Origin of the sequence: Vibrio sp. MM46 (assembly GCF_027587135.1) — a bacterium.
In the GTDB taxonomy this organism is placed as follows: Bacteria; Pseudomonadota; Gammaproteobacteria; order Enterobacterales; family Vibrionaceae; genus Vibrio; species Vibrio harveyi.
The window spans coordinates 248,369-269,563 of sequence record NZ_JAPPTO010000005.1; the positions used below are offsets into that span (position 1 = coordinate 248,369).

Annotated in this window: 14 protein-coding genes; 7 read left to right on the plus strand and 7 right to left on the minus strand. The window is 44.1% G+C overall.

What is annotated here, in order from left to right; genetic code table 11:
- Nucleotides 1-3 precede the first annotated feature (3 nt).
- Nucleotides 4-1,419 carry a TolC family protein gene (locus tag OH459_RS08190; RefSeq protein WP_069218120.1) on the minus strand — a complete coding sequence of 472 codons (1,416 nt, stop codon included), beginning with the start codon at nt 1,417-1,419 and terminating at the stop codon, nt 4-6.
- 150 nt (nt 1,420-1,569) lie between these two features.
- A complete protein-coding gene (locus OH459_RS08195; protein WP_005446009.1) occupies nt 1,570-1,797 on the minus strand; it encodes a hypothetical protein in 228 nt (75 codons plus the stop codon).
- A 580-nt stretch (nt 1,798-2,377) separates the two neighbouring features.
- Between OH459_RS08195 and OH459_RS08200 the strand changes: the two genes are divergently transcribed.
- Complete coding sequence (locus tag OH459_RS08200) at nt 2,378-3,997, plus strand: ATP-binding protein (protein ID WP_005446007.1); 1,620 nt, start codon at nt 2,378-2,380, stop codon at nt 3,995-3,997.
- Nucleotides 3,994-4,680, plus strand: coding sequence for a response regulator (locus tag OH459_RS08205; protein WP_017818094.1), 687 nt, complete (start codon nt 3,994-3,996; stop codon nt 4,678-4,680). Before OH459_RS08200 ends, OH459_RS08205 begins: the two co-directional genes overlap by 4 nt.
- Nucleotides 4,681-4,840: 160 nt before the next feature.
- Here the strand turns inward: OH459_RS08205 and OH459_RS08210 are convergent, their stop codons facing one another.
- Both OH459_RS08210 and OH459_RS08215 read right to left on the minus strand, forming a co-directional pair.
- Nucleotides 4,841-6,976, minus strand: coding sequence for a TonB-dependent siderophore receptor (locus tag OH459_RS08210; protein ID WP_017190221.1), 2,136 nt, complete (start codon nt 6,974-6,976; stop codon nt 4,841-4,843).
- Between the two features lie 122 nt (nt 6,977-7,098).
- Nucleotides 7,099-8,037, minus strand: a complete 939-nt coding sequence (locus tag OH459_RS08215) for a helix-turn-helix domain-containing protein (protein WP_009697495.1) — start codon at nt 8,035-8,037, stop codon at nt 7,099-7,101.
- Nucleotides 8,038-8,582: 545 nt separating this feature from the next.
- Between OH459_RS08215 and zwf the strand changes: the two genes are divergently transcribed.
- The 3 genes from zwf to gnd are packed head-to-tail and all read left to right on the plus strand — an operon-like array spanning nt 8,583 to nt 12,287.
- Nucleotides 8,583-10,085 (plus strand): glucose-6-phosphate dehydrogenase, encoded by a 1,503-nt coding sequence (zwf, locus tag OH459_RS08220; protein ID WP_005445999.1) that lies wholly within the window; start codon nt 8,583-8,585, stop codon nt 10,083-10,085.
- Nucleotides 10,082-10,798 (plus strand): 6-phosphogluconolactonase, encoded by a 717-nt coding sequence (gene pgl / locus OH459_RS08225; protein WP_009697496.1) that lies wholly within the window; start codon nt 10,082-10,084, stop codon nt 10,796-10,798. Before zwf ends, pgl begins: the two co-directional genes overlap by 4 nt.
- A 40-nt stretch (nt 10,799-10,838) precedes the next feature.
- Nucleotides 10,839-12,287, plus strand: a complete 1,449-nt coding sequence (gnd, locus tag OH459_RS08230; RefSeq protein ID WP_005445995.1) for a decarboxylating NADP(+)-dependent phosphogluconate dehydrogenase — start codon at nt 10,839-10,841, stop codon at nt 12,285-12,287.
- Nucleotides 12,288-12,465: 178 nt separating this feature from the next.
- On the opposite strand, the gene OH459_RS08235 is transcribed toward gnd, so the two are convergent.
- From OH459_RS08235 to OH459_RS08245, 3 genes are all read right to left on the minus strand, one after another.
- Nucleotides 12,466-13,404, minus strand: a complete 939-nt coding sequence (locus tag OH459_RS08235; protein WP_009697497.1) for a universal stress protein — start codon at nt 13,402-13,404, stop codon at nt 12,466-12,468.
- 229 nt (nt 13,405-13,633) lie between these two features.
- Nucleotides 13,634-14,344, minus strand: coding sequence for an EAL domain-containing protein (locus OH459_RS08240; protein ID WP_050908520.1), 711 nt, complete (start codon nt 14,342-14,344; stop codon nt 13,634-13,636).
- Between the two features lie 173 nt (nt 14,345-14,517).
- Entirely contained in the window at nt 14,518-16,740 is a 2,223-nt protein-coding gene (locus OH459_RS08245; protein WP_269986347.1) for a M9 family metallopeptidase, read from the minus strand.
- 265 nt (nt 16,741-17,005) lie between these two features.
- Here OH459_RS08245 and OH459_RS08250 point away from each other — a divergent pair, with 265 nt between their 5' ends.
- Together OH459_RS08250 and OH459_RS08255 are read left to right on the plus strand one after the other, a co-directional pair.
- Nucleotides 17,006-20,041: a M6 family metalloprotease domain-containing protein gene (locus tag OH459_RS08250; protein WP_269986335.1), complete on the plus strand. Its 3,036-nt coding sequence runs from the start codon at nt 17,006-17,008 to the stop codon at nt 20,039-20,041.
- A 46-nt stretch (nt 20,042-20,087) separates the two neighbouring features.
- On the plus strand, nt 20,088-21,068 hold the full coding sequence (locus tag OH459_RS08255; protein ID WP_017190213.1) for a GlxA family transcriptional regulator: 981 nt from the start codon (nt 20,088-20,090) through the stop codon (nt 21,066-21,068).
- Nucleotides 21,069-21,195 lie beyond the last annotated feature (127 nt).

Genomic DNA, 21,195 nt, shown 5'->3' on the forward strand with positions numbered 1-21,195 from the left:
GACTTATTTTGCCTCTTTGGATGCTGATGTTGGAACGTAAGCAGTATGTTGGTATTGAGCGAAGCTGTTCATTTCGCTGCTCAGTGCTAATAGTTTGGTTAAAGAAATCAGATAACGGAAACGTGCCGCTGATTGCTGTGTTTCTACGCTGGCGACATACAGTTGCGCGTCAACGACATCCAAAGAGGACGATAAGCCCTGAGTGAATGCTTTTTCGCGCAAGCGTAGGTTCTCGTCCGCAAGGGCGATACTAGATTCTAGACCTTGCACTTCATCAATGGCTTGTTGTGCTTCTAAGTAGGTCTTTTGTACTAGAAGCGACAAGTCTTGCTTCGCTTGTGATTTCAGCGCATCCACTTGGGTGACCATGCTTTGTGCTGCTTTTACTTTCTCGCTACGACCAGTGGACTCAATTAGAGGGATGTTAACGCCAACACCTACTAGCCAATCCGGTTTCATTTGGCTGGCAAGGGAATCGTCTTCATATAGGCTGTAATCACCGTATAGGTAAACTTCCGGATAGTATTTGCCTTTCTCGGCTTTGATTAAACTCGACGCTTGTTTGTGCTTGGCATCCAACAAATCTAAGCCGGGGTAGGTCAGTAGTGTTTGATCAACAAACGCACTCAACGGTGGAAGGTTGTTGTTGATAAACAGCGTTTCTGAAGGTTCTACTGAATCGTTCTGCGCTAAGATCTTGCCCAAAGCCGCTTGGGCAATACTCAGGTCACTGGCGGCTTTGCGCGTCTCGACCTTAGCCTTGTCTAATGACGCTTCCGCTTGAAGGCGCTCAACACGGGCGATTTGACCTTGCTCTTCCATTTTAATCGCAAAATCACGGTGCTTGGTTAAGCCTTTTTCTACGGTTTGACGTGTTGCTAATACTTCTTTGGCGAGCACGACCGAGAAGTAGTATTTGGAGAGATCTTCAAAGCGAGCTTGCTGCTCCATTGCGAGTTGGCTTTTTGCCTCGTCCGTTTTACCTTCTGCGGCGGTTTGAGCTGCATTGATGCGACCACCAGTAAATATCGGCCAGATAGCACGAATCGAAGAAGAGAAGATGTCGCGTTCGGTGATCGTCGATGTGGTATTCGCAAGAGCGCTAAAAATAGGTTGGAAAACAGGTGGCACGCTAATGTGTTGCCCAGTGCTGTCGAGAATTTGCTGACCAGACAGTGTTACGTCGGTATCTAAGCGTGTGTAGTTCGCACCAATACTGACTTGCGGCAAATTGAGGTTATCAGTTGCGCTTTGTTGGTATTCGTAGCTTTCAACATTGGCACGTTGTGCTTTAAGGGAATAGTTGTTTTCTAACAACAAATTCCATGCATCATCGAATGTGATGGGAGCCGAGTGACAGGCAAGAGAAATTGAGCTGCTGAGAAGACCCAAAATCCAGAACTTTCCGGTTTGTTTCATAGTGGCTACTTTGCTTTAGAGTATAAGCTCTAATATAAAGTATTCACTACAAAGTGTTAAGTGATTGAGCAAAAGAAATGTTGGTTAAATGTTGCGCCCAGTTAAGTGGGGCTTAGCTGGACGCACCGTTGTTGTGTGACTTGTACTGATTCACTTCATCGAAGGGCAGTGAAATTCTGCTCTCCACTCAAGCTGACGAGAGCCTCGCATAGTATTCAGTAAGTCTTTACCACTCATCTGTGGGAATGAAAGCAGCACCTTGAGATCAGAAGAACTGGTGTCACTCTTTTCATAAGCCCTGACGTGCGTAAACGTTGAATACATATTCTCTGACAGCATAGCCTTATTCAGGCAAATTCCAAATGTATCGCGTTCCATGTTTTGGTGTTCCTTCTAACTATAAAAGCACCTCTGTTTATAGTTATTGCAATTGCAGATGGTGTCTAAGTGGTTGTCCTACGGTCAGTATTTGTATTTTTATCAATGTATCTTCAATTTACTGACGCAAGTGTTGAGCGTTAAATAGACTTCCAGTTGGCTGCTTTCTTTGTTCGAAGCTCTGCTAGGCTTCTTGACTAAAAATTATACGATCGAAAGTCTAAAAACGCCTCAAAAACCGCTAAATTTGGTGTGATCATGTTCAAGATTTAGATGGCAATTTATGTATGATGTTGAATAAATTACAACATTATTTCGTTAGCATTATGATTGAATTTTGATATTTCACGGCGGCTATAAATGCGCTAAATGAGCCATGAGTGACAAAGCTAAGTGTTGGAACGGGTTTGTTCGAACTGAAGAAAGCACGGCACGCCTATAAATTAACCGTAAACCGTTCAGAACGTTTCGTCTGTTCACAGATTTGTCATTTGATTAGAGCGAGCATGTTAACTCAGTGTTAACTTAGGCAAGTGTGCCACAGTGACGTGGAAAACTGGCGAAGATAAAGGAAATATCAATGAGTTGGAGTCGGATCAGCTTTCGTAAGCGCATGCTTATTATTATGACGCTGTCGGGTTTGATCGAACTTCTTATTCTGGTGGCTGCGGGCTTTACCTACCTAAAATTCGACCAAGAACAAGAGATGGGGGAGAAAGCGCTTGGCGTTGCTCGTTTCTTGTCTACTTCTCATATTGTTCGCGAAATGATTGAGTCTCAGAATACCGATCCTTATCAACAGCGGTTTCGTGAAATGACTGAGGCACTTGGTGCTGCGTTCATTGTGATTGGGGATAAAAATGGTGTGCGTTTGATTCACCCTGTCGACGAGCGCATCGGTAAGCCAATGAAAGGCGGCGACAACCAACGAGCGCTGGTGGAAGGTAAATCATACATCTCGACGGCTCAAGGATCATTGGGTTATTCCGTCCGTGGTAAAGCGGCAATTTTCGATCAACAAGGCAACATCATTGGTGTAGTTTCGGTCGGTTATTTGCTGGAACGCTTACAAGACCGCATCGAGCCTTTCTTTGCATTCCTTATCTTAATGGCATTGATCGTTGTTGCTGCCAACGCGATTGTTTCCAACTATGCATCCCGAAAATTTCAGCGTGCCATTTTGGGTTTTGAACCAGAGGAAATTGGGCGTTTGTACGGTGAACTCGACGTCACCATGAGCACTATTAAAGAAGGGGTATTAAGTATTGATGCCCAAGGTGTATTGCGTTCCATCAACCGAAGTGCGTGTCAGATTTTAGGTATTGAAAGGGAATCGGCTCTGAATAAACCGCTGACAGATACCCTGAGAGACAGCGATTTGTATACCGTGCTGGAGACAGGACAAGAAGATCACGATATCGAGATCTTCCTTAATCACAAGCGTTTAATTGCCAACCGTTCGCCAATCTACGTCGAAGGAAAAATCGTCGGTGCGGTTTCCAGTTTCCGTCTGCGTGATGAAATAAACGAACTTACTGAACAGCTTTCGCAAACTAAAGAATACGCCGATTTGCTTCGCTCTCAGACTCACGAGCACAGAAATAAGCTTAATACGATCAGCGGATTGGTTCAGATGGGGGAACTCGAAGCGGTTCAACAATTGATTGGGCAAGAGACAGCGCACTATCAAGCGATGATAGAATTTTTACGCGATACCATCAAAGACCCGCTTATTGCTGGCATGTTACTGGGTAAAACCGAGCGTGCACGTGAACTGGGATTACAGTTAGTGGTAGAAGAAGGCAGTCGATTGGAGCCATTACCTGAGTGGTTAAATGCAGAAGATCTGGTCACGGTACTTGGCAATCTAATCGACAACGCTTTCGATGCGACGCTGTCTGCTATTCGTGTTGAATCTGCGTTTGCATTAGAGCGCCGCAGCATTGATGTGTCGATCAGTGATTATGGCAACGAAGTGATTTTAGAGGTTGTCGACCAAGGGTGTGGACTACCGGAAAACATTGAGCCACAAGAGCTTTTGAAAAAGGGCATTTCAACCAAGTCGCGTCAGAATCGAGGTGTGGGATTGCATCTTGTTAATCAACTGGCGACGCGTTATCACGGTTATGTTGAGATGCTACCAAATACAGAACATGGAACGAGAATTACCGTGTATTTGCCTAAGGAAGAACAAGTATGAATACGGCAACGCGAGTCATGATCATCGAGGATGATATTGCCATTGCAGAGCTACATCATAAATATCTGAGCCAACTCTCTGGCTTGGAAGTGGTGGGCATTGCAACGACACGGATGGAAGCAGAATTACAGCTTGAGGTGCTCAAGCCTGATTTGCTGCTCATGGATGTGTATTTACCCGATGGAACAGGATTAGAGATCCTCAATACGCTTCGTGCGAACAATCAAACTTGTGATGTGATTTTAATTACCGCGGCAAGAGACGTAGATACACTGCAACAAGCAATGCGAGGCGGGGTAGTCGATTATCTGCTTAAGCCAGTGATGTTTCCAAGGTTGGAGGCTGCATTGCAAAAGTACATTTCGCAACGCCAACAACTCCATGTCGCAGAAAGCTTGGACCAGAATTTAGTTGATAAGATGCTGCAATCAAATGTGGTACCAGACACGTCGTCGCACAGATTGCCCAAAGGGATTGATGGGGTAACTTTGGATAAAATTCGAGGATTGTTCGTCGGTGAAGAGATGTATACGGCGGATGAAGCTGGAGAGCAAATTGGTGCCAGCCGAACAACGGCCAGACGTTATTTGGAATACTTGATCAGTTCTGGTGAATTAGAGGCAGACTTAAACTATGGCACGGTAGGGCGACCTGAGCGTTGTTATAGAAAAGTGACAAGGTAACTCAATTCGAACTTTAAATACTGTTCAGAAGCGTTCTGTAGTAAAAGCTAAGAGAAATGAAAAGCGGTGGCTTATTGGTAGCCACCGCTTTTGATTTGTGAAATATACAGTTTGTTTTTATGTTCTCGAAAAAGAACTTGTTTGAGCGGCTTGTTAGGCGTTAGAACTTGTACTCAAGCTTCGCTTCGATAGATCGTTCAGCACCAAACCAACAGTTGTTCTTGTCATAACAGCTGTAGTATTCCTCATCAAAGATATTGCTCGCAGACAGCGTGACGCTTGCGCCGTCGAGTGATTGTGAAGCCGCCGATAAGTCATAGCTCGCCGCTAGGTCAACCAAGGTGTAATCTGGCACTTGGTCACTGTTTTGTGCATCCATTTCTGTTTTACCCACGTAACGAACGCCAGCACTGGTGCGAAGCCCTGTCAAAGTACCTTCGTAGTAGTAATTTGCCCATAAAGAAGCGGTTTGTTCTGGTACCCACACTGGCGTTTTGCCTTCTTGGTGGTAATAGCTGTCTTCTTTAATTTCCATATTGATATAGGTGTAGTTTAGCGTTAGGTCAGCTTGCGGTGTTGCTTGCCATTTCGCTTCTAGCTCTGCACCTTGAGAAACCACTTCACCAGCTTGGTATTGCGGTGCGTATGGGTTGTTAGGATCGGTCAAGATCGCGTTTTTCTTGGTGATATGGAACAGCGCTAGGTTGCCTGATACGTCACCACCCAGAGGGGCGTATTTGAAGCCCAGCTCCCATTGATGACCAGTAGAAGGGTCGAACGCTTTACCTGATGCATCAGCCCCCGCGATTGGTTCAAAACTCTCTGAGTAAGTCAGGTAAGGAGACAGACCAAAATCAAGCTCGTACAACGCACCAACTCGGAAAGATACGTTGTTTTCATCAAGCTTTTCCTTGCTCGGTGTGACTGTGCCTAGGTAATCACTCACAGTGTTGGTGTCGGATTCGTATTTATCCCAGCGAAGTCCGGCAATCATCACAAGGTTGTTGTAGCGAAGTTGGTCTTGGAAGTAAACGCCAAGCTGTTTCGTCTTGATATCCAGTGCCTGCTGGTAAGCGAACTTTAGAGCGTCGCGGTCAATCTGATTGTGATTAGGATTAAAGATGTCTTGCGTAAGTGAGTAACCTAAGGTGTCTTTGTATTTCACATCAGAATCTAGGTATTGGTAATCTAACCCAAGTAGCAAGTTATGCTCGAAATTGCCATGGGCAACGTAACCTGATAATTGGTTATCAATCACAAATGAAGTTGAATCTTCATCCGTGAGGTAAGCATTACGACCAATCGTACGATTATCAGCGGCTAATGGGCTGTTGTACGTGTTTTCTTGGTACGAGTCAGCTGTCATGTAGCGTGCATTTTGCAAGAACTGCCAGTTGTTGTTGAAGTCGTGCAGAATTTTGTAGCCAATCATCAACACTTCACGTTCATAGGTGTTCCAGTTTTTGTCGCCCAAGTAAGTATCAGGAGACAACGAACCGAGTGGGTTATCGAGAACGGAGCCCGCTGCTGGAACTGTGGTGTAAATACCTGCCGAAGGATCGTTTTGGTAGTACACGTTGACATTAACAAGCGTGTTGTCTGTCGCTTGCCAGTCGAATGACGGCGCAATCAGATAACGCTCGTCTTCTGATGTCTCTGCTTGCCCATCTCGCTGTTTCGCCATCCCTACGATGCGGTAGTTCACGTTTGAATCACCAATTTGCCCCGTGGTGTCGAAGTTCACTTCTTTCAGGCTGTTGGTGCCAGTACTGACTGATACCGTGTTAGCTGGCTCAGATTGCGGAGTCTTTGCGATGATGTTGACCATGCCGCCTGGTGGAATGTTTCCATATAAAACAGACGTAGGTCCTTTGAACACCTCAACTTGCTCAACCGCAGCTGCATCAATTTGTGGCTGTAAGTTCCAACCGTTGAATAGGAGAGGGAGACCATCGTAGAAGTTGGTGTAGTTAATGAAACCACGGATATTGAATAGGTCTAGACGCGTAACGGCACCACCGCGTAGTTCGGTATTTACACCAGATGAGTAACGAAGTGCTTCGCTGACTGTGCTCACTCCGCGTAAATCCATTTCATCCTTCGTGATGATGGTGATTGCCTGTGGGGTTTCTTCTGGTTCTAATGACGTTTTTGTTGCCGTATTTCGGTAAGTCTCACCTAATACGGTCATTGTTTCGAGTTGAGTTACGTCTTCGTCAGCAACAGCGTGTCCTGCGATCAGCGCAGAAACAACAACTGCAAGTGTTGAGCGATGAAATTTAATCGGGGTTTCCATTTTTCCTGATTCCACTACTTTTTCTAGTTATTGATAATGATTGTTATTTGTATTTTATAGATAGGAAAAATAGAAAAGTTAACAATTTGGTGCAACTCGCTCTAAAGGATAGGACTTTTCTCTTACTTCGAGTATCGGCTGTAACAACGCTCTACGGGTAACCAGTATTGCATTTGGGCGTTATCACTGTTTGGCTGGTAGTCTGCCGGATAATTTTCAAGCTCATACCCATCGACACCGCGATAATTTGAAGCAGGTAACCAACACATGATGAACCACTCAAGGGTTTGCGCAAGTTTCGCTGCCTTACCGATGTGAGTGATCACGGCATAAGTTTGCTGTGGTACGAATAATGTCTCTAGTTGATCGGACACTGCATTTGGAATGCTTGGTAAATGGACATTGTCGTCGAGTTCATAACCTGCCCAATATTGAAGATTCGAACCATCAAAGTGAGGGTGGGTAACATCAATAACACCGAGATGGCGAACTGGTGGCTCTTCGACTTGATCGGCAATAAGAGAAAGCTGAAGCCACAACTGCGGGACTTTGTAATGGAAGTTTGGAGAAGGGGAGAACAAACCGCTGATTGGTTGAGAAAGCCCCTGTAGATAAAAGCTTGGTTTCGTTTCTATCTTTACTTCGATAAAGTGCCCGTCATTGTGCGACGCTTCTGGAAGGTGGCGTAACGTAAATGGTTTACGTAACCCTGATAACTGTTGGTTCTTTCTATATTCGCGAGGGCTGACAGAAAACATCTGCTTGAATGCGCGGCTGAATGCGTGCTCGGAGGCAAACCCCATTTCCAGCGCAATATCCAAAGAGCGCTCACTTCCGCCGACTAATCGCTCTGCTGCGTAGCTTAACTTAAGCTCTCTAACGTAGTTTGCAACCGAAAGTCCTGTTTGCTGCTGAAACACGCGCTGCAACTGCCAGCGAGACCAGCAACTTTGTTGCGAGATGTCATCAACGCTCAAAGGGGAATCAAGATTACTATGAATGTAATCCAATACGCCTTGAATACGATGCGTCGATTGCTGTTTTGCTGAGCCCTGATTCATAGCAGTCCTAACGTGTGTTGATAGAATACTCCATTATCTTTAATTAAGTATCATTATCAACAACTATGAAGTAGAGTTGTAAATTCTGCATAGTGCACAGAGCTTATGTAATGGATTGCAAAATTGAACAATAAATAATCTTTTTAGAGTTTTTGCTTAAATTTTATCACTAGACCGGGCAGGGTATTTATTTCTTTTAATTCAATTAATTATGATGATTTGTGTAAATTATTTAAACGTTTGCACCGCCAAGTGTTGATGTAAATCAAATAGTCGTAGACAATACGCCCCCGTGTCGGAAATCTCCTCCGAAGAGTGCAAGGTTGTACTCGAGAGACATAAGCGTCTTATATGACCTCCAAATGTTGAGAACCTGACTATGTTTAAGGGGCTCAGTAGTTGTAGTGATTTGAGACTATAGGCTTTACCTATCAACGTAATAGGTAAGACCAATTTTCTATTTTTGAGTGCCATTGATAGGGTTGGCTCAATCCTTTAGCCGTATCCGGGCACACAATAAGTACCTCGTTTTTAAGGGAAAGATGATGGTAATACCAGAAAACAGCAGCATCGTTATTTTTGGTGCTTCAGGTGACCTTACGTACCGTAAGTTAATTCCTGCTCTCTACCACCTCTATGCGAACAAACAGCTTCCAGAGAATTTTGCCATTCTTGGCGTAAGTCGTACTGAGTACAGCGACGATTCTTACCGCGAAAAGCTGAAAAAATCGCTTCAGGAAATGGAGAAAACTGAGCCAGAAACGCTTAATGCATTTATCAATCACCTGCATTACCAAGCAATCAATACTTCTGACACACAAGATTACAGCAAGTTGGCGACACGCTTAGACCAACTGGCAAACGAATACCAATTCGAACAACGTAATACGCTTTTCTATCTTGCAACGCCACCAAGCCTATACAGCGTGATTCCTGCCAGCCTTGCAGCTCACGGTCTGAACAATGAGGAAGATGGTTGGAAGCGTCTGATCATTGAGAAACCATTCGGGTACGACCTTGAATCAGCGCGTTCACTGGATAAAGAGATCCACGAACACTTCCAAGAGCATCAGATCTACCGCATCGACCACTACCTAGGCAAAGAAACGGTTCAAAACCTGCTTGTTCTTCGCTTCTCTAACGCTATGTTTGAGCCGCTTTGGAACCGTAACTTTATTGATTACGTGGAAATCACAGGCGCAGAATTCCTTGGTGTGGAAGAGCGTGGTGGTTACTACGATGGTTCAGGTGCGGTTCGCGACATGTTCCAAAACCACTTGCTACAAGTGTTAGCAATGGTGGGTATGGAGCCGCCTGCACAAATCAATGCTGACGCGATGCGTGATGAAGTCGTGAAAGTGCTTCAGTGTCTTAAACCACTGGATGAAGACGCACTTCGCAACGACCTTGTATTGGGTCAGTACACGGCGTCTGAAGTTCGTGGTCAACAACTTCCAGGTTACCGTGAAGAGAACGGCGTAGCAGACGATTCTCGTACTGAGACTTACATCGGTCTGAAAGCTTACATCAACAACTGGCGTTGGAATGGCGTGCCTTTCTACGTACGTACAGGTAAGCGTCTACCGACTCGCGTGACAGAAGTGGTTATCCACTTTAAACAAACACCACACCCAGTGTTTGGACAAAACGCACCAGAGAACAAGCTGATTATTCGTATTCAGCCAGACGAAGGCATCCAAATGAGCTTTGGTCTGAAAGAGCCGGGCGCAGGCTTTAAAGCGAAGGAAGTGAAAATGAACTTCCACTACGCTGACCTGCAAGAAACCCAAATGCTAACTGCTTATGAGCGTCTACTTCTTGATGCCCTAAACGGTGATGCGACGCTATTTGCTCGTAGCGATGCGGTTGAAGCGTGTTGGAAATACGTGCAACCAATTCTAGATTTCAAGCAAGACCCACAAGCGCTATTCGGATACGCATGTGGTACATGGGGACCAAAAGAAGCGGACGACTTGCTACAGCGAGCTAACCGCGCATGGCGTTTCCCTTGTAAAAACCTAACAGATACGGACTACTGCGAACTATGATCAACCACAAGATCTACCAAACAGCAGAGCAGGTAGTAGAAAGCCTTGCTAACGATATGAAAGCGTTTAGCGAAATGGGCCGACCTGTTCACATCTCTCTTTCTGGCGGCAGCACACCTAAAATGCTGTTTAAGCTTCTGGCAACAGAGGCTTACGCGACGTCAATTCAGTGGCAAAACCTCCACTTCTGGTGGGGTGATGAGCGCTGCGTTGCGCCTGATGATGCAGAAAGCAACTATGGCGAAGCAAATGCTCTACTCTTTACGCAGGTCAATATTCCTGCTGAGAACATTCACCGTATCCGTGGTGAAGAAGAGCCAAAAGTAGAAGCAGAACGTTTTGCGAAAGAGATGGCAGAAGTGATTCCAACTGAAAATGGCACTCCTGTGTTTGATTGGATCTTGCTTGGTGTTGGCGCAGATGGTCATACTGCATCACTGTTCCCAGGTCAGACAAACTACGATGATGAGAACCTATCAGTGTTGGCGTCTCATCCTGAGTCTGGTCAGATTCGCGTATCAAAGACGGCACGCGTATTAGAAGCAGCGAAGCGCATCAGTTACTTAGTACTTGGTGCTGGTAAAGCAGATATCATTGAAGAGATTAACAGCTCACCAGCACGCGTACTTCCATATCCGGCGGCGAAGATCCAAGCGACATCGGGTCTGACGGAATGGTATTTAGATTTAGACGCAGCGGCGAAAATCGTTTAAGACGGTCGCTGGTCGAATAAAAGACAATTGGAGAGAAACAATGAAAGGTGATATCGGTGTAATCGGCCTTGCTGTAATGGGTCAAAACCTTATCCTAAACATGAACGACCACGGCTTCAAAGTTGTGGCTCACAACCGTACTGCTGCTAAAGTAGACGAGTTCCTGGAAGGTCCGGCGAAAGGCACAAACATCATCGGTGCATACTCTCTAGAAGAACTAGTAGAGAAGCTAGAAGCGCCACGTAAAGTGATGTTGATGGTTCGCGCAGGTGAAGTTGTAGACAAGTTCATCGAAGCTCTAGTACCTCTACTAGACAAAGGCGACATCATTATTGACGGTGGTAACACTAATTACCCAGATACAAACCGTCGCGTTGCTGCACTACGTGAAAAAGGCATCCACTTCATCGGCACTGGTGTATCTGGTGGTGAAGAAGGTGCTCGTTTTGGTCCATCTATTATGCCTGGTGGTTCTGCTGAAGCATGGGAAGCTGTTAAGCCTATCTTCCAAGGTATTGCAGCGAAAACTGACGCTGGTGAGCCTTGTTGTGACTGGGTTGGTAACGATGGTGCAGGTCACTTCGTTAAGATGGTACACAACGGTATCGAATACGGCGACATGCAGCTTATCACTGAAGCTTACCAGTTCATGAAAGATGGTCTTGGTATGTCTGCAGATGAGATGCAAGCTGTATTCGCAGATTGGAACAAGACCGAGCTAGATAGCTACCTTGTTGAAATCACTGCTGACATCCTTGGCTACAAAGATGAAGACGGTGAACCACTAGTAGAGAAGATCCTAGATACAGCGGGCCAAAAAGGTACTGGTAAATGGACTGGTATCAACGCACTAGACTTAGGTATTCCACTGACTCTTATCTCTGAGTCTGTATTCTCTCGTTGCCTATCTGCATTGAAAGACCAACGTGTTGAAGCTGAGTCTCTATTCGGTAAGACAATCACACCAGTTGAAGGCGACAAGCAAGAGTGGGTTGATGCACTACGTCAAGCACTACTGGCATCTAAAATCATCTCTTACGCTCAAGGCTTCATGCTAATGCGCGAAGCATCGAACGAAAATGGTTGGGACCTAAACTACGGTAACGTAGCACTAATGTGGCGTGGTGGTTGTATCATCCGTTCAGCGTTCCTAGGCAACATTCGTGATGCGTACGAAGCGAACCCAGATATCGCATTCCTAGGTTCTGATGAGTACTTCAAAAACATCCTACAAGGCAGCCTAGCGGCATGGCGTAAAGTAGCAGCGAAATCTCTAGAGTCTGGTATCCCAATGCCATGTACGATTTCTGCGCTATCTTTCCTAGATGGTTACACAACTGCTCGTCTACCAGCTAACCTGCTTCAAGCTCAACGTGACTACTTCGGTGCTCACACTTACGAGCGTACGGATCGTCCACGTGGTGAATTCTTCCACACAAACTGGACTGGTACAGGCGGTAACACAGCGTCGACAACTTACGACGTTTAATTGCGCTTTAGTGATTTAAAACAAAAGGATGCCAAGTGGCATCCTTTTTTAATGACTGTTGCAACCTGTGTTCCTTGGGTTCAAATCTAACGTAACGCTCAGAATCCATACCTTGAAGTCACTTGGGCATATAGGCATATTTCGTCCTTATAGTCCCTCCAGGTGTTGGTGTTTTGACTCAAACCGAAAGGGGAGAAACGAAACTCTTTGGTTTTAACGCCACCAAAGAACAGTCAAGTGACTGCAATACATTCTCTGCAGTATTACCAATGACCATACCTTGAATGCCCGTTCGAGCAATGGTGCCCATTACAAGCACATCTACATCCTCTTTATTGACCCAGTTTGGTATCTGCTCATCAGCGGAACCGTGCAAGTGATGGATAAAGAACTCACCATCAATTTCAGAAATTTGGATGATGGAATCCAATGCTTCACGGTGTGCGATTCGGTGAGCATCGATTTGTTGATCGAGCACTTCATCTTCAATCTGAATCCAAATATGATGCCTTAGATAGCTTTCCATCTGATACTCCCAACAAGACACGATGTGCAATTGTTGGTTGTAGGAGTCTGCGATGGAGTGGGCTAACTGGAGAAGATGAACTGTTAATTCTTGTTGCTCTTCACTGGAAATGATGGGATCGATAGCCACCGCCACTCGTTTCGATACCGTTACATGTTTTGCTGCTCGGTTTAGCCATACAGGGCAAGGGCACTTACGCAATAATTTCATATCGAGCGCTTTAAACCCTTTTGTTCCCTCGTCCAGTGGCTCAGCATCTTTGATTACCAGATCGTAGTGGTGTTTATTAACTTGTTGAATGATAGAGACAACAGGTTTGTCACCGCTCTCAACGCTGATTGGGAACGGCTCTACATCGTCAGAGAAAGGATCGTTCAACTGTGCGGTTTTAATGTCAGTAAATAGTGAGTCTATCAGAGAATTTTCGTAGGTCTGTTGGTATTCGCGCATATTGGATGGCATCTCAGGGCACACGATAAGCCCAGATAAGCGAGCGTCATGGATTGTGGCAAGTTTCATTGCTTGTTCCAGTGAGTCACTTTTGCCAGCCAATCCTTGGCTAACGAACAAGATGTTTTTGAATCTTTTCATACGCACCTCCTTTTTATTAAGTGTTGTATCAGAAAGGCAATATTTCCATGTTTATAGTGTGGTTACTTGACCTGAAACAACATAAATTGGATGTGCAAACTGAGATCAATACCTTAGCTAGATTACGGATGATTGAGTTTGAACGCGGCTTGAAAGTGAAAACGCCCAAAAAGAGAATCTTTGGGCGTTTCGTTATCTGGAGGAATGGCTAGGAAAAGAAAGTCGTTTGTTAAGAACACAACGAAACAGCTTGTTCAGACTGCAATGGGTAAGGGCGCGAATAGTGGTAGCCTTGGACCAAAGAGTGGCACTCTTTAAGCATCTCATGATGTTGAGTGTCTTCGACACCTTCAAAAATCAAACCACGAGAACAAAATGGTGCTAAGAAGTACTCTAACGCTTGTATAGACTCTAGATCCGCGTACTTGAGGAAGCTTTTGTCGATTTTAATACGGTCCCAAAAGATGGTGTCGAGCGACATATTGGCGAGTTTGTTGTTGCTATGATAATCATCCAACCAAATTTCGATGTTGTTTGCCTGTAACTGCGACAAGTTATGGTGTATTTCTTTCGATTCGGTATAGCAATCAAGCTCACTGATTTCTAATGCGAACTTGGCTCCGTTGAAGCTTAAGAGCTTTTGTACAAAGTGCTCGTCAGCCAAACATGAAAGCTTAATATTAAATGAGTGTCGCTGGTGTGGGTATTGGGCGAGTGAAAATTGAATTTGCTGTAAAGCGAGCGTTTGAATAAACGAATTATCTACAATTGAAAAGAAGACGTCGTTATTAATGTTATTTTTGTCAAAAGTACAAATCTTCGATAACGTTTCGTAATATTGAATTTCTTGACTTTTAGGGCAAATGATAGGTTGTACTAATGTTTCTATATCAAAGTCAGTCAATTTGAAGTTAGGCAGGTAAGGCTTATTCCTTTGCATATTATTCACTTTTTCAATTTAATATTACGACGTTACACTTAAGCATTGTTTTGCATTTTATATCCAAAGTAATTACTTCAGGAAATTAAGAATTATAATAGCGCTATAAATTATATTTAATGTTCATTAAGCACCGTGAGGAAAACAGGTGCTTAATGAAGGTTGGGAGTGGCTTATTTCGCGACCACTGATAGTTCGACGTCGAACTCGTCACGACCACTGATGCTGAAATAGTATTGACCCGTTTTTATGGTGCCGTCTTCATTCTTTGGAATCGAAATGGACTCGTTGCTGCCATGAGTAAAGTTGGTCCACTCGTATTCAAAGTAGTGACAGACTTTGTCATAACAAGCATATAAATCGGCGTCACCGCTACCGGTAATCGATACTTCCAATTGATTGAAGCTCTGCGTCACGTCGACGAAGAAAAGTTTCTCTGCGAACTTTTCACCACTAACTTGAACACTGGTATTGAGCTCAATTTTCTTCGGTTTTTCTTTTGGCTTCGGCTTAGAAATGTCCGTGTCATCAATGTCTTTGGTCACTTCATCTAGCCATGAGTGAAACTCTGTATTGTAGGTAGGACCGAGTCGTTCAAGGAGTTTAACCCACTCTTTGTATTGTCCGGTGCGTGAATATCCCAAAAGCTCGGTTACGTCTTCAGGATGCTTTTCTAACATAAAGCGTACGGCTAGGTAGCCCCAACGGTAAACACGATTCAAACCGTCGCTGTAGTTGGTACGGAACACTTCATCTAAAGTGTGAGTTTTGTCTTTACCAAGTACTAATGCCGCAGTATAGCCGTCTTTGTAGTGCATGTATTCAGCGAAGCCTTCCAACCACCAAACGATGCTACCTTCGCGCATTGTCTCGTGGAAGTCACCGTATTGGTTAAATCGTCCGTCCAAATAGTGAATGTATTCATGCTCTAAGTTTAGAATCGAAAAGTCGTCATCCCATCCGTTTTGATAAGCGACAAATCGAGGTACATTTCCTTGCTTGGAAGGGTCTCGCTCGAGGAATTGTCCGCCGTTGTTGGTCGTGTTACCGAATAGGAAGCTAGAGTAGGTTGAATAGTCGTTTTTGGTTTTAAAAACAATAACGTCAACACTGTCGCTATGATCATCAGCGACAGGCTGATATCCCGTGTTAACAATTTGGTGGAAGTCATCTTCTTTCAGGTTCAATGTTTCGCAGCTTGTCACTGCTTGAGCTTCAGTCATTTCCTGAGCGAGTATTTGCGCAGGTCCACGACAGTCGTAACTGAATGTCATGATTTTCTGTTTTAGATCTTGCTTCGCATTACCAAGCCCGAGTTGTTCTAGGTAATCCGGCGCATAAGCATTGACCATTTCAGCAATACCAACCCATATTCGGTCCGATTTACCACCGAGTGGGTAACGTGCCAACAAGCTAAGTAAAGTATCGATGACGACTTGTTTTGTGCTCGCATCTTGGGTTTTGACAAGTCTAGCGAGCTCACGGGCGGCGTTGCCGAGTAATTGTTCAGAATCCGTTCCGATCGCCCATTCGTTGTTGGTTATAAAAGCACTCAAACGATGAATATAACGTGGGTCAGACTCGATAAGATCGTAAAACGCTTTGGTTTGGGAATGGCCTGCCATAGCGATAAAAACATTGTTGATCGCTTTGCGATAATAGTAGCTCTCGCTTTTGTCTTCAGAAAAGGTATCGAGAACAGCGAAAACATCGGGAGCGGCAATGGCAAGTTGTCTAATGCTATCAACAACAATCAACATGGATGCCAGTGCTTCTTGTTGTTCACGTCCATCTGTTAATGCGTGTGGTGAGCGTAAAAACTCTTGGATCGTAGCGGCGATATCTGCGCCCAATTCCGAAGGGAAAGGCTGTAAGTCTCGTGCAAACGTGTCGTGTCGGTTCTTATACGCTGCTTTGATAAACTCGCCCAAGTAATAAATCTGCTGAGCTTGTTCCTTTTTCCCTTTATAAGCTTCAATTGCTTTTTTTAAGCCAGCGTTAATTCGTGTGACACTCAATGTGCTAAAAACGGTATCTGCTTGTTCAGCAGAAGGGGAGAACCAAGTTCTCATACACTCGTAGTCGCTGTTGGCGACACGTGATTCGATATTAACTCGGTCAAGGTTAAGTTCCGTAACAGTACATTTTCCTTTGTGTGGGAAAAGCTCGGTATCGTCATCTACGTCAGTATCGTCGTCAGTGGTTCCGTCGTCTTTGGTAGAGTCATCATCACCCGTAGTGTCATCATCTGCTGTAGAATCTGAATCTGAATCTGAATCTGAATCTGCGTCAGTGGTGTCATCATTTTTATCGCCGGAATCCACATCAGCGATAGGAACTGTCGTGACACCACCGGAAGAATCATCGCCACCACATCCAGTTAAAACACCAAGCATGGATAAAAGAAGACATGCGGTTGTAATATTTTTCATAGAATTAGTATTGTAATTAAAATGGGATTTAAATATATATTTTTACTAATCCATAGTTAAATAATAGGATTTAATAAGAAAATAAATATGTCTTATGATCCTTGAGGATATTTAAATGTGATATTAATCAGATAACCATTTTTTATAACGTTAGTAGAATTGTTAATTGGGAAGGAAAAATTGATTTTGATATACATAACGTCACTTTTTAACCTTAGTCGACGAGTATATGAAAAAAATATATTTTCCGATCATCAGTACACTGATGGCTTCTTTTGCCCATGCTAATACGTTACCTGCACCTACTTGGCATGAATTCCAATTAAATGACGGCTCTAGGAAAGAGCTAAAACTTTATGGCGACCAAGAATCTTTTTGGTATCAAGACCGGGAAGGCATTATCTACGTCTATGACGAAGATACAGGATGGTTTTATGGTCAACACGAAGTGGTTGATGGTCGCTTTGTTGCGACTTCAATTGGTGTGGAAGCCAAATTAGAAACACCACAATCAGTGAAAGCACTGTTAAAAGAAAAAGTCAGTCCGACGTCCTCTTTAGTACCTTCTAGTCGTATTGATCCGCTAAGCGATGCCTATTTTGAGCAAACGCCACTTCGAGCGGTTAACGCGACAGATGACCCAAAGCATCAGCCTTTGTTGGTTGTCCAAGTAAGCTTCAATGATGAAGCGTTTGTGAACGACTTTACCGATGTGATTTTTGGTGACAACCAACAAAGCGTCAAAGACTACTTCCACAAGAACAGTTACGGACGTTATATCGTTGAACCGGCGAGAGAAACACAAGGCACAGCGAATGATGGTGTTATCGATATTACGCTGGACATTGCGCATCCGAATTGCCATTCAAAAAATGATTCGACGTGTGATGGTAAGCTAAAAGCGGCGTTCAAGGCGGCTTACGATAAGTTAGATCGTTACGTAGATTTGTCGACTTACGACGATAACAACGATGACAAAATTAGCCCTGATGAGCTGTCGGTGATGTTTGTATTTGCAGGATACGATAAATCTGCGGGCTCAATTAACACACCATATATCTGGCCTCACCGCTTCAGTCACAATACAGTTGAGATCGATGGTAAGACGATCCGTGATTACTGTTTGTTTGCGGACTTCCAAGGCAATCATCAGTCTACGATGGGGGTTATTGCCCATGAGCTTGGACACTTGATGCTTGGACTACCGGATTTATACTCCTACAAGCATTCTGGTTCTGTGGGCCAATGGGGTCTTATGGGCGGAGGAAGCTGGGCAAGAAAACAAGGCGATAGCTACGCAGGGGAAACTCCGGTCAATATGCTGGCGTGGAGTAAGGAAGCTGCTGGTTTCATTAAATCTAAGGTCATTGATACTTCTGGTTCCGCGACCATTGAAACGGCACAAGGCGAGGGAGTGATGTATCTCGACCCTTACTTGAAGCAACAAGGACCTAGAGCGTACTTCGAAAACCGCCGCAAAAACCAATATGACCGTGCGTTATCTGGTGAAGGGCTACTAATCACAGCAGTGAGCGTGGACAATCGCTTTAACGACAATGGTCCAATGCAAGTACAGGTTTTCCAAGCGGATGGGCTTGATGAATTACAAACGCGTGGTTGGTCTGATCAGGGGGACGTGTTCCCTGGTTCAAGCAATGTAGTGACAGTTACGGACGATACATCGCCTTCGCTAAAAACAATCACTGGCGGGCGCGAAACCAATATCTCAATTAATGATATTGCGAGCACAGCGCAAAATGGATCGCTACGAGCGTCAATTCCTTCTTCAAACAATAAATCGGCGTGGATCACCTCACTGTCAAGAACTTACGTTTATGAAGACTCACGCAATAACACAATAGGGTTTGGGTTAGATAACAACGAAGGTTACAAGACATTGGTAGGTTTCTACTTGTATGCGAAACCAATTCAGCCAAATGCCGATATGCGCTACCGCATGTTTAAGTATGACTTAACGACTAACCGCTGGGGGAATGCATCTATAAACGTTGATACACAAGTTGAAGTGTCATCGGGTACGATTCCTGATTCGGGCGGTCGAGTGATGTTTGCTGCACCTTTTGAGATTGATGACGGCGAACAGCTGTTGGTGATTGAGTTAGAAAACGCGAAGCCAGAGTACAGCTACTCATTCTTGGATGCTTACTTGTCTAACGGACAGAAAAAGAAACAGTTTTTCGGTACTACAAATACGTACAAGACGAATGGTTTAAGCGAAGGTCGTGGTCGTAACTATCCGTTTGCTGCTTTGTTAGAAAAACCTCAAGCAAAACCGAGCATTACTGCCCAGAGAGACTCTGTGACGTTGATGAGTGGTGAAAGCGTTACGATTGATGTATTAGCGAACGATCGTTCTTCTGATGCAAATAACACCATTAAGTTGGACAAAATCACAACAAAACCAGCGATTGGCAGTGCAGAAATTGCTGGGCAGAAAATTCGTTACTCAGTACCTGTTTCAGATATTCCTGAGCAGAGAACAGTTATGAAGTATCAAGTGTCTGACGATTTTGGTACGACGGCTGAAGGTGAAGTTGTTATCACCGTCAATTCTCCAGTTGTCACAGCGAGCAACCTTCAATACAAAACCCAAGAAGACAAGCCTTTAGCACTTGAATTGCGTCAGCAGCAAGGATTGGAGAAGGGTGACACCATCGTGATTAAAACCGCGCCTAAGCATGGTAAGTTAGATGGCGATACCTACCAAAGTGATGAAAACTATTTTGGTAACGACCAGTTTGAATTTGCAATTGTGAAAGAAAACGGGCGTGAATCTAACACTGCAACGGCTGTAATAACGATTGAAGCGGTCAATGATGAACCAACGTTTGCGGTAAAAGCAAGCCGTAAAGAGGGCCTAGAAAACGACAAAGTTACATTATCAGCCCTTGATCTAAAAGATGTTGACTCAGCTGATCACTCGTTCAAATGGCGCCAAGTTTCAGGAACCACCGCTAAGTTTACCACCACAGAGACACCAAATGTGGAAGTGACTTTACCGAAAGTCAGCAAGAAAAGTGAAAAGCTGACGTTTGAAGTGGCGGTAAACGACAAAGATGGCGCGATCATTACCAAAACCGTTGAAGTGGTCGTTAAGCAAGCTGTTGTGTCGGAAACCGATCCTGGTAAAAGTGAAGAAGGTGGCTCAATGGGCTTGTGGATTACTTTGTGTATGATGCTAATTAGCCTAAGAACAAAGAGTAATAATTTGTACAGATTCATAATAAGGAATGATATTCCGTAGAAAAGCATTATAATTCATTGCCTTATATGCACAGGATGAATGCAGATTGAAGGAAAACAATAAGAAAAACCTCCGTGTCGTAGCATTAGCTCCGACAGGGAGGTATTTTGCGTCAATAATAAGCTCATTAGAGATCCTAGAAACAGCGGCTGAGTTTGCTGAGTTCCCGGGTTTCATGACACATATCGTAACGCCAAACAACCGGCCATTGAGCGGTCGAGGAGGGATAAGCGTTCAACCAACTTCCCAATGGCAATCTTTTGATTTTACTAACATACTAATTATTGGCTCCATAGGAGACCCCTTAGAATCGCTTGATAAGATTGATCCTGCACTGGTTGATTGGATCAAAAAATTACATAAAAAAGGCAGCAAAATAGTTGCTATTGATACCGGTATTTTTGTCGTTGCGAAGGCGGGGCTTTTGCAGCAGAACAAAGCGGTAATGCACTCATACTTCGCCCACCTTTTTAGAGAGCTTTTCCCAGAGATCATGTTAGTGACTGAGCAGAAAGCGCTCATCGATGGGAATCTCTACTTATCTTCAGGACCGTACTCTCACTCAAACGTCATGTTGGAGATTGTCGAAGAGTACTTCGGAAAACAGACTAGAAACCTAGGTAACCAATTCTTAAGCACAATAGAAGGGAGTGGAAACTCGCATTCATATTGTGATGTCTTTCGCTACATGCAACACAAGGATGAGCTAATTCTTAAAATCCAAAAATGGATTCTTACTATGGATCTGGACATCGTTACCATCAGCGACCTAGCGAATGAAGCTTGTTTGTCAGAGAGGCAATTAAAGCGCCGTTTTAAAGATGCGACCTCTATTAGTCCACTTAAGTTTATTCAACTAGGTCGTTTGTCTTTCGCTAAAGAGTTGTTGAGATCAACAAAACTGTCCATTGATGAGGTCGCTAGTCGTTCTGGTTATGTGGATACACAATTTTTCAGGCAGATATTCAAGAGAGAAAATGATTGCTCACCACTTGAATATCGCAAGAAAAAGCAAGCAAAAGTCTAATTATAAATTTATCTTATGACCTATAGCCACTCTACATGTAATGTTATTAATAAGATTATCATTTCTTTAGTCGTTTAATGCTTGCTCGGTCATTCGAACGAAAATGGCAAACGTTTGCTATTTTCGT